Below are 10,143 nucleotides of genomic sequence, written 5' to 3'. Positions count from 1 at the left end.
AAAATGACCTGCATGGCTTGGCGGCCCCCGCAATTTCCCGCTCTGCGGTTCGCAGGGTTTCGGAGACCTGGGCCGCCAAGCCATGCAGGTCATTTTGTTGCGCATAGGTCCGCAAATCGGCCAATACGTCGAAGATCCAATCATGGCGCATCGCGCCCCCTCAATAAGACACCCGGAACGGCAACCCTGAGAAGGGTGGCTGGGTCAGCCTAACCAATGATCTGTCAACAAATGGTAACCACCGCCACAATTATGCGCCGCACGCGAAAAGCCGCCGATCCGTTGCTGCGGACAGGCGGCTTCCAGTCGCAAGCACAGCAGCCTCAACGGCTTTGGCTCGCCTCCAGCGTATCTTCGAACGTGCGCAACCCGGTGCGCGGGGCTTGCACCAAAACCGCCATATTGCCCGGTTTGTGTTCATTCCGACGCATCTTCATATGGGCCGCCGGAATTTCCTCCCACGGGAAGACCTCCGACATGCACGGGTCGAGGCGTCGCTCCAGCATCAGCTTGTTCGCGGCCGAGGCCTGCTTGAGATTGGCGAAATGGCTGCCCTGCACGCGCTTTTGATGCATCCACAAATAGCGCACGTCGAAGGTCAGGTTGAACCCGGTGGTTCCGGCACAAATCACCACCATGCCGCCGCGTTTCACCACCAGAACCGAGACGGGGAAGGTCGCCTCACCCGGATGTTCAAACACCATATCGACGTTGTTGCCCTTGCCGGTGATGTCCCAGATCGCCTTGCCGAACTTGCGCGCCTCGGTAAACCACGCCTTGTATTCCGGCGTGTTGACCGTGGGCATCTGGCCCCAGCAGTTGAAATCCTTGCGGTTGATCACGCCTTTCGCGCCAAGCCCCATGACAAACTCGCGCTTGTCCTCCTCCGAAATCACACCAATCGCATTGGCCCCCGCCGCATTGATCAACTGGATCGCGTAGGAGCCAAGCCCGCCCGACGCGCCCCAAACCAGCACATTGTCACCCGGTTTCAGGATATGCGGGCGATGGCCGAACAGCATCCGGTAGGCGGTCGCCAGCGTCAGCGTGTAACAGGCACTTTCCTCCCAGGTCAGGTGCTTTGGCCGTGCCATAAGCTGCTGCGCCTGAACCCGCGTGAACTGCGCGAACGACCCATCCGGCGTCTCATAGCCCCATATCCGTTGGGTCGGGGAAAACATCGGGTCACCGCCATTGCATTCCTCATCATCGCCGTCGTCCTGATTGCAGTGGATCACCACCTCATCGCCGACCTTCCAGCGTTTCACCTTGTCGCCGACCTTCCAGACGATGCCCGAAGCGTCCGATCCGGCGATATGATAGGGTTGCTTGTGGCCGTCAAACGGGCTGATCGGGATGCCGAGCGCCGCCCAGACCCCGTTGTAATTCACCCCCGCCGCCATCACCAGCACCAGCACTTCATTGCTGTCAATCTCTGGCGTTTCCACGATTTCGCTTTGCATCGCGCTGTCCGGCTCGCCATGGCGCTCCTTGCGGATCGCCCAAGCATACATCTGCTTTGGCACATAGCCGAGCGGCGGCATCTCCCCGACCTTGTACAGATCTTTCTCAGGTGCGTCATAGGCCACGATATCAAGCTGCGTATCCAAAGCCATTCCGGCCTCCTTCTTGGCAAATATCATGCCGCATCGCAGAATCAATGCAGCGTCCCAGCGATGGGTACGAGGATTTGCGCAACTTTGCAATAGATGTGCCAATGGTTTTTGTAACTTTATGTCCGCCGCAATGCGGCAACTGGCGTCATTCACCCAAAGCCTGCTGCACCGAAGCCGCATAATAGGCGATCAGACTGCCCGCCCCCGGTGCAATCTGCGTGACGCCAGCATTGTCATTCACCAGATTGCGACCTCTCAGCGCGTCGATCCCCTCGAATCCTCCGCTATTGTTCAGCCGCAAAGCCACGCCGTTCTGCCGCAAACGCTTCGCCAGACCCTCCATCCGCTGCACCAGTTCTTCATCCGTCGCCGGCCCCTGCATTATCGCGGCCGCCGCAAGTGGCACCGGCAGGACCGGCACCGATGCCGCAATCCGCGCCATCAGATCAGCACCCAGCGTTTCCAGATCGCGCTGGGGATTCCGCGCCAGCCAGTCGCGCAGTGACAAAGGCGCGCCAAACCCGGCGGAGGCGATGCCGAACCCGGTAAAGCGACCTGTCGATTTGCGCCAGGCGGTCCGCAGCAACGCGCGCAGCGCCGCAACCGGGCGCGCCCGAAACCGCCGCGTTCCCTCGGCCGCGGCCTGAGTCAGGACGCCATCCTCAAACACCCGGTCATAGGACAAACCGACCGGCACAAAAACAACATCCCGGCCCAAGGGGTCAAACCCCGCCACGATATAGCTGAGCAATCCCATGCGCGCAGAACCGACCCGGCCATCAAGGCTTAAGCCGCCTTCCGGGAAAACCGCCTGCGTCGTTCCCTCCGCCGTCGCCATCTGAACATAGCGTGCCAGAACCCTGCGATAGAGCGCATTGCGGCTGTTTCGCCGGATGAAATAGGCGCCCATCGCCCGGATCATCTGACCCAATGGCCAGACCCTCGCCCATTCACCGACGGCATAGGACAAGGCCGAGCGGTCCGCGACCAGCCAAGTAACCAAAACATAATCCATATTGCTACGATGGTTGATCACGAAAATCACTGTCGCCTCCGGGTCGATCCCCTTCAACTCTGCATCGACCCGCGCAATCCGAACCCTGTAGAACAGCGTGCTCATCCAGCGCGCCAATCGCGTGGCGACGCCGAAATAAAGCAATGTTGAAAACCCCGGCACGATTTCGCGCGCATAGGCCTTCGCCTCCTCGAATACCACGTTTTGCGGCCGCCCGGTTTCAGCAGCGTTCTCGGCAATCGCCTGCATCACCGCCGGGTCATAGATCAGCCGCACGATCTTGTCCTGCCGCCGCATCAGCTTCATCGGGTCGATCGGACGCTGCAAACGCTGGTTCAACCGCGCCAATGCGCGCTGCGCCCGTGCGCGAAAAAACCACCGCACCGAAGGGAACAGGAAATGCGATGCAAAGGTGACCGTCCCGAAAAGCAGGATCAACACCAAAAACCAAATCGGAATCGTTACGGTTCCTGTCATGACACCACCCTAGCGGATCGCAACACATCTGTAATCCGTGCAAGCTGCTTTTATGCCGACTTGCAGCAAAGCCTATGCCGCGTTGCAGCGAATTGACATTGGCATAAAGTGTCACCTATCAATCTCATGACGTAAGAAAATTGCGCGCCCCGATTCACGCGCCCGATTCGAAAAGGCCCGCCATGACCGCCAAGACCAAAGATAAACCCTGGTTGTTTCGCACCTATGCGGGCCATTCCACGGCTGCTGCGTCCAACGCGCTATATCGCGGCAATCTGGCCAAGGGACAAACCGGACTTTCGGTCGCTTTCGATCTGCCGACCCAGACCGGCTATGACAGCGACCACGAGCTTGCCCGCGGTGAGGTCGGCAAGGTTGGCGTGCCGATCTGCCATCTGGGTGATATGCGGGGGCTGTTTGCCGATATCCCGCTGGAACAGATGAATACGTCGATGACGATCAACGCAACCGCACCGTGGCTTCTGGCGCTCTATATCGCGGTGGCGGAGGAACAAGGCGCTGATATCGCAGAACTTAACGGCACCGTGCAAAATGACATCATCAAAGAATACCTGTCGCGCGGCACCTATATCAGCCCACCGATGCCCAGCTTGCGGATGATCACCGATGTCGCGGCCCATACGCAAAAACACCTGCCCAAATGGAACCCGATGAACATCTGTTCCTATCATCTGCAAGAAGCGGGGGCGACACCGGAACAGGAACTCGCCTTCGCTTTGGCCACGGCATGCGCCGTTCTGGACGATCTGAAAGCCAAGGTGCCCGCTACCGATTTCCCAAATATGGTGGGACGGATTTCGTTTTTCGTGAATGCAGGCATCCGCTTTGTCACCGAGATGTGCAAAATGCGCGCCTTTGTCGACCTGTGGGATGAGATCTGCTTGCAGCGTTACGAAGTGCAAGACGCGAAATATCGCCGCTTTCGCTATGGCGTGCAGGTGAACTCCCTCGGGTTGACTGAACAGCAACCGGAAAACAACGTCTACCGTATCCTGATTGAGGCGCTGGCGGTGACGCTCTCGAAAAACGCGCGCGCCCGCGCCGTGCAATTGCCCGCGTGGAACGAAGCCTTGGGCCTGCCTCGCCCTTGGGATCAGCAATGGTCCCTGCGGATGCAGCAGATTCTGGCTTATGAGTCCGATTTGCTTGAATATGACGACCTCTTTGATGGCAATCCTGCCGTTGACCGTAAGGTCGAAGCGTTAAAACAAGGTGCACGCGAAGAATTGGCCCGGATCGACGCGATGGGCGGGGCGGTGGCCGCGATTTCCTATATGAAAGGCCGGTTGGTTGAGGCGAACGCCGAACGCATCGCGCGCATTGAAACCGGCGAGACCACGGTGGTCGGCGTGAACCGTTGGGTGGAGACAACACCAAGCCCGCTGACCGCCGGGGATGGCGCAATCATGGCAACCGATCCGGCAGCGGAATCCGATCAAATTCAACGCCTTAACCAGTGGAAGGCCGCCCGCAGCTCGGCGGCCATTGAGGCCGCTCTCGCTGCGCTGCGCAGTGCCGCGCAGAGCGGCGCGAATATCATGCCGCCCTCAATTGTCTGCGCCAAAGCAGGGGTCACGACGGGCGAATGGGGGGCAACAATCCGCGCGGTCTTTGGCGAATACCGCGCGCCCACCGGGGTTTCGCGCAACCCCTCCAACCGCACCGAAGGGTTGGAAGCCATCCGCGAGGCGGTTCAAACCGTATCGGCCAAACTGGGCCGCCCGCTGAAGTTGCTGATGGGAAAACCGGGGCTTGACGGCCACTCCAACGGAGCCGAACAAATTGCCGCCCGCGCCCGTGATTGCGGGATGGATATTCATTATGAGGGCATCCGACTGACCCCGACACAAATCGTTGAAGCTGCAATAGAACAGCAAGCCCATGTCATTGGCTTGTCGATTCTGTCCGGTTCACATGTCCCACTCATCACCGAAACTCTTGAAATCATGCAAAGAAGTGGATTGTCAAACATCCCGCTAATCGTTGGCGGCATCATCCCTGAACTGGATGCGGCGCAATTGCGTGCGATGGGAGTTGCGGCGGTTTATACACCCAAGGATTTTGAACTGAACCTGATCATGATGGACATCGTGGCGCTGGTTGATCACACTCAATGTGTCGACCCCTTGGTTTCGGCTTGAGGTGACGTGTTGCAACCGGGTTGGCGGAAGATTGTCGGTGCGGAACCACAATGAGCGCCTGATGTCGGTGCGCCCAACGAGGCCTCAACCGGGCGGCGGTGCTGGCCCGATGACCTCAAGGCGCAGATTGTGGTCGAGGATGTTCTTCTTGGCGCACGGATTCGCGAGGTTGCAGCAATATAGAGGCTGATCAGCGGGCATCTTTCCGGGTGGTGAGATCTTGCGCGCAGGGCTCAGCGGGTGATGCCCTCCGTCAGCACACCCATCGTTGAGGCCTTTGTGATCGAGCCGTCAACGTCCGATTCAACCGCTTCGCGATCAGTAGAAAGCGCCCTGATCAAGATCGGGATCGGTTTCATAGTTCTGCATGTTCGCCCCGGGTGCTGAAGGCCGGGACGGTGCATCGGCCAGGTTAGGCGGCGTTGCAGGAAGTGCGGTGATCTTGCCGGATCAGGCCGTTTGGGTCATCAGTCAAATCACCCACTTCCTGGCAATCGAATACATAGATTCGATGAAAATGGGCCGCACATCAAGCGGGTGATCGAATCTAAAAACAAGGTTTGCCGCTACATCTGCACGGACCTGCTGAACTTGCCGAACGGCCAGACATTGTTCCCGAGCGTCTTCAGGTCATCATCACCCTCCACTCCCGCTATGCTGTCGTCGCGCCGATAATGTCATTCGAGAAGCCGCGCTGATCGGGTGCGGGCTGCGGGCGGAAGGCGCGCTTGCCCCTCACCGACCACTGCTACGCAATTTCCTGCCGGCCAACAGATGAGACCCGCACCCCAGCGCTTGATCCAAAGGCGGACAAAAGCAGGGCCGGCCACCTTTGAACGCTGTTCCGCGATGATCGCGGTTGGAATGGTGCCGATCCGCCCGCCCTCAGCTTCACTTACGCCCTAGCATTACATTTGCATCATCTTCCGCTGTCCGGATCCATGAGTTTCCATGGATCGGAGGTCATGGATGGCAGGTGCAACGGTCGAGGCAACGGTTGAACTTTGGGCGTTTTTGTTGCGGGAAGTGAAGGCGCGGGTGCGATCTTTATTCACGCAGGAGCGTGCGGCAGCATCAGCAGGACAGTTTTTGGACGGCTTGCTTGGGGGAAGAATGACGCAAGACGGGATGGATGCGTGCGATCCCGGCCCTTGGCGGCAACAGGCGAACCTGGGTCGCGGAGTCCCTGCGCCGACCTGCGCGAAGCACTGACCGCCAATGGCCACCCGCGTCACGCATCGATGCCCTTGCGCCCTGGTCGTTCGCAAAGCCCTCAGGCTGGAAATCGGGAGGCCTTCAGGCACCACTTACGGTCGATCGGGTAACGACGTCTGCTGAGTAGCAACCGTACAAAACCGCGCCTTTCAGCTTCACCGCAAAAAATATCCATCGCACTTTGCGTTGCAAGGCTGCGTAGCCGGAGGTATGAATTTTCGCAGAGAATTCAGGCCTTAAGCGTGGATAGCCCCATCCCCACAAGCAAGTGCCGCTTCACGCACTGCCTCACTATATGTCGGGTGCGCGTGACATGTCAGCGCCAAATCTTGCGCCGAGGCACCAAATTCCATCGCGACACACACCTCATGTATCAGATCGCCCGCCATCGGGCCGATGATATGCGCGCCCAGGATACGGTCGGTTTCCTTGTCTGCCAAAATTTTCACAAACCCTTCCGCCTGAAAGATCGCCTTTGCCCGCGCGTTGCCCATGAAGGAAAACTTGCCGACCTTATAAGCCCGGCCTTCCTCTTTCAGTTGCTCCTCTGTCTTGCCGACGCTTGCCACCTCCGGCGTCGTGTATACCACGCCGGGGATTACCCCATAGTTAACGTGGCCCGCTTTACCGGCCAGACTCTCTGCCAGCGCCATGCCCTCGTCTTCGGCTTTATGGGCCAGCATCGGGCCGACAATCGCGTCACCAATAGCATACAAGCCTTTGATATTCGTTGCGAAATGATCGGTCTTGATTTGCCCGCGCTTTTCCATTTCCACGCCCAACGCCTCCAACCCCAGACCTTCTATGAACGGTTTGCGGCCGGTCGCGACGAGCACGCAATCGGCGTCCAATACCACTTCCGCGTCATTCTTGCTCAGCTTATAGGTCACTTTGGCCTTGCCGCCTTTGGTTGCCACCCCTTGCACGGCAGCACCAAGGACGAACTTAATGCCTTGCTTTCCAAGGATTCTTTGGAAGGCTTTGGCAACATCGCCGTCCATTCCCGGCGTGATGGCGTCGAGGTATTCGACCACCGTTACCTCTGACCCCAAGCGCGCATAGACAGAACCCATTTCAAGCCCGATTACACCCGCGCCGATCACCACCAAGGACTTCGGCACCTTGTTCAAAACCAGCGCGCCGGTGGAGGTCACAACGGTCTTTTCATCGACCTCAACACCCGGCAAGGAGGACGGTTCAGACCCGGTTGCGATGACAATGCTTTTCGCCTCATGCACCTCATCCCCGACCTTGACCTTGCCCGCCTCCGGGATGCTTCCCCAGCCTTTCAGCCAGGTTATCTTGTTCTTTTTGAACAGAAATTCTATGCCCTTGGTGTTACCGTCCACCACCTCTTGCTTATAGGCCTGCATCTGTGCCCAATCGACCGAAGGCGACTTGCCCTTCAGGCCCATCTTGACGAAATTATGCTCTGCCTCATGCAAGCTATGGGTCGCGTGCAGCAGGGCTTTGGAGGGGATACAGCCGACGTTCAGGCAGGTGCCACCAAGGGTTTCGCGGCCCTCAACCACAGCGGCTTTCAGGCCGAGTTGGGCGCAGCGGATGGCGCAGACATAGCCGCCGGGACCGGCGCCGATGATGATAACGTCAAAACTTGCCATGGGTCATTTCCCTCATATTTTCAGCATTTGCTAAGCAAACGTTAAGACCCCAGAAACTCTCTGGGAAAGCTACAGAAAAGGGCCAGAGGTTTTCCGGCCCCGAAATCAGATCAGCGCGGCGACGATCATCGCCATGGTTGCAAGGAACCCTACGCCCCAAATCGCCGAACGCCAAGGGCGCCAGCCGAAAGCATAGGCGGGGACGTAGAGGATGCGGGCGCAAAGATAGACCCAGGCGCAAGCGGCGGTGACGCCGGAGGATTGACCGCCGAGGGTGACCACGAGCACTGCGATGGTGAACAGGATCAGCCCCTCAAAGTGGTTGTTCAGCGCGCGTTGCAAGCGCCCGGTCCGCTCCGACAATTGGCGCGAGGGTGGGCGGTCGCGGGCGGAGGAGGTATAGCCGGTGCCAAGCTCCATATTCGCGGGGATCGCGAAGAGCAGGTATTGCACCGCTTGCAGCAGGGCGGCGAGGGCAAGGGCGGTGAGTTCGGCGGTCATAGCGTTTCCAGAAAATGATATTCGCCGCTTGTCACGCCCGCACGGTTGGCGTGCATATCGGCTTTCGGGGCTTCCATGAAGGCCTGCGCCTTTGCTCGGTTGTGGACCTCGAACAGGAACCAGACGCGGTTTGGTTGCCCATCCTCGCGCCAGATTTGCATCAGCGAAAGCCCGGCATCGCGCTGCGCCTCAAGATCGGCGTCGAACACCTGTTTCCATGTGGCGAAATCCTGAACGTCATTGCGGCAGAGAAGTTGCATGGCGGGCGCCTTTCTTTGGGTCGCGGGTTAAATGAAGTTAAATTCCAACTTAACTGGGGTCACAAAGACGAGGAATTGCACAGCTCTGCGCAATCTCGGGCGGCCTATAATATTGAGTTCGGATGTCATGGCGAAGTCACGCTCAGAACGACCCTAGCAACGCCCCATACAAACGCAACGAGCGCAATTACAGCTCCAATGATATAAACTGGAATAGCCACCTTATCACTCATACCCTTACCCAGATCGTAAGGGTTGAACGTAATCGAATTAACGTATGAAATAGCCACAACTACAAAGGTAGTCGCAATGCCTATTAAGAAACAAAGCATAGCAAATCGCAAAGCATCTAACGGGACAACGAAAGCGGAGTTGGCTGCTGCGTTTCCTATAAAAGTCAAGAGAACAACAAAAGCGCCGCTATTCAGAGTGATCAGAGTTTTCAGTGCAAACATACCCAATTCTCGAGTGAATTGAACGTTGTTTCTATACCATTCCAATGTAACGTCTTTTGGGTCTGGGGACGACATAAACTCTACATCCTAGAACAACTTTGATGATCCATAAAAGGGCAGGCAAGCCCTATCGAAGACGCACTCCAGAGAGGCGCTTAACGAGGAAATCACAAATCCATCAACAACCGCCGTGGATCCTCCAGCGCCTCTTTCACCCGCACCAGGAACGTCACCGCCCCCTTCCCGTCCACAATCCTGTGATCATAGGACAGGGCGAGATACATCATCGGGCGGATTACGATTTCACCGTTGACCACGACCGGGCGATCCTGAATTTTGTGCATCCCCAGAATCCCCGATTGCGGCGGGTTCAGGATGGGCGACGACATCAGCGAGCCATAGACGCCGCCGTTGGAAATGGTGAAGGTGCCGCCTTGCATATCGGCCATCGAGAGCTTGCCATCGCGGGCTTTCAGGCCCAGCTCGCCAATGGTTTTCTCAATCGTCGCAAAGCCCATTGCATCGGCGTCGCGCACCACCGGGACCACAAGGCCCGAAGGCGTGCCAACCGCAACGCCCATATGGACGAAGTTCTTGTAAACCACATCGGTCCCGTCGATTTCGGCGTTCACTTCCGGGACTTCTTTCAGCGCGTGGCAGCAGGCTTTGACGAAGAAGGACATGAAGCCGAGTTTGACCTTGTGCTTCTTCTCAAACTCCGTCTTGTAGTCGTTGCGCAGGTCCATGATCGCCTTCATATCCACCTCGTTATAGGTGGTCAGCATGGCGGCGGTATTCTGCGATTCCTTCAGGCGGCGCG

At 58.0% G+C, this 10,143-nt stretch carries 8 protein-coding genes and 1 pseudogene; 2 read left to right on the top strand and 7 right to left on the bottom strand.

The window, feature by feature from the left end; translation table 11 throughout:
- Positions 1–323: 323 nt before the first annotated feature.
- Both ccrA and L0H65_RS08030 read right to left on the bottom strand, forming a co-directional pair.
- Positions 324–1,616, bottom strand: a complete 1,293-nt coding sequence (gene ccrA, locus L0H65_RS08035) for a crotonyl-CoA carboxylase/reductase (RefSeq protein ID WP_301458365.1) — start codon at positions 1,614–1,616, stop codon at positions 324–326.
- Between the two features lie 145 nt (positions 1,617–1,761).
- A complete protein-coding gene (locus L0H65_RS08030) occupies positions 1,762–3,108 on the bottom strand; it encodes a 1-acyl-sn-glycerol-3-phosphate acyltransferase (RefSeq protein WP_301458364.1) in 1,347 nt (448 codons plus the stop codon).
- A 182-nt stretch (positions 3,109–3,290) separates the two neighbouring features.
- Here L0H65_RS08030 and L0H65_RS08025 point away from each other — a divergent pair, with 182 nt between their 5' ends.
- Both L0H65_RS08025 and L0H65_RS08020 read left to right on the top strand, forming a co-directional pair.
- Positions 3,291–5,270: a protein meaA gene (locus L0H65_RS08025; RefSeq protein WP_301458363.1), complete on the top strand. Its 1,980-nt coding sequence runs from the start codon at positions 3,291–3,293 to the stop codon at positions 5,268–5,270.
- Positions 5,271–6,221: 951 nt separating this feature from the next.
- Positions 6,222–6,452 (top strand): annotated as a pseudogene (locus tag L0H65_RS08020) (IS701 family transposase); the annotation flags it as partial.
- Positions 6,453–6,721: 269 nt separating this feature from the next.
- Here the strand turns inward: L0H65_RS08020 and lpdA are convergent.
- From lpdA to odhB, 5 genes are all read right to left on the bottom strand, one after another.
- The gene (gene lpdA / locus L0H65_RS08015) at positions 6,722–8,107 is read right to left on the bottom strand and encodes a dihydrolipoyl dehydrogenase (RefSeq protein ID WP_301458362.1); all 1,386 of its coding nucleotides are present in this window, start codon (positions 8,105–8,107) and stop codon (positions 6,722–6,724) included.
- Between the two features lie 105 nt (positions 8,108–8,212).
- On the bottom strand, positions 8,213–8,608 hold the full coding sequence (locus L0H65_RS08010) for an MAPEG family protein (protein WP_301458361.1): 396 nt from the start codon (positions 8,606–8,608) through the stop codon (positions 8,213–8,215).
- The gene (locus L0H65_RS08005) at positions 8,605–8,868 is read right to left on the bottom strand and encodes a hypothetical protein (RefSeq protein ID WP_301458360.1); all 264 of its coding nucleotides are present in this window, start codon (positions 8,866–8,868) and stop codon (positions 8,605–8,607) included. Before L0H65_RS08005 ends, L0H65_RS08010 begins: the two co-directional genes overlap by 4 nt.
- A 125-nt stretch (positions 8,869–8,993) precedes the next feature.
- The gene (locus L0H65_RS08000; protein ID WP_301458359.1) at positions 8,994–9,323 is read right to left on the bottom strand and encodes a hypothetical protein; all 330 of its coding nucleotides are present in this window, start codon (positions 9,321–9,323) and stop codon (positions 8,994–8,996) included.
- Between the two features lie 167 nt (positions 9,324–9,490).
- Positions 9,491–10,143 (bottom strand): 2-oxoglutarate dehydrogenase complex dihydrolipoyllysine-residue succinyltransferase (gene odhB, locus L0H65_RS07995; protein WP_301458357.1); only part of this gene is annotated, 653 nt, incomplete at its 5' end.

Source organism: Pseudorhodobacter sp. (assembly GCF_030452865.1).
Lineage (GTDB): Bacteria > Pseudomonadota > Alphaproteobacteria > Rhodobacterales > Rhodobacteraceae > Pseudorhodobacter.
The sequence above is the reverse complement of the archived record's forward strand: the minus strand, read 5'-3'. Positions and strand labels throughout refer to the sequence as shown.

Coding starts and splice junctions, on each gene's coding strand:
- L0H65_RS08010 (WP_301458361.1), bottom strand. CDS start 8,608: ATGACCGCCGAACTCACCGCCCTTGCCCTCGCCGCCCTGCTGCAAGCG.
- L0H65_RS08025 (WP_301458363.1), top strand. CDS start 3,291: ATGACCGCCAAGACCAAAGATAAACCCTGGTTGTTTCGCACCTATGCG.
- L0H65_RS08000 (WP_301458359.1), bottom strand. CDS start 9,323: ATGTTTGCACTGAAAACTCTGATCACTCTGAATAGCGGCGCTTTTGTT.
- L0H65_RS08030 (WP_301458364.1), bottom strand. CDS start 3,108: ATGACAGGAACCGTAACGATTCCGATTTGGTTTTTGGTGTTGATCCTG.
- lpdA (WP_301458362.1), bottom strand. CDS start 8,107: ATGGCAAGTTTTGACGTTATCATCATCGGCGCCGGTCCCGGCGGCTAT.
- ccrA (WP_301458365.1), bottom strand. CDS start 1,616: ATGGCTTTGGATACGCAGCTTGATATCGTGGCCTATGACGCACCTGAG.
- L0H65_RS08005 (WP_301458360.1), bottom strand. CDS start 8,868: ATGCAACTTCTCTGCCGCAATGACGTTCAGGATTTCGCCACATGGAAA.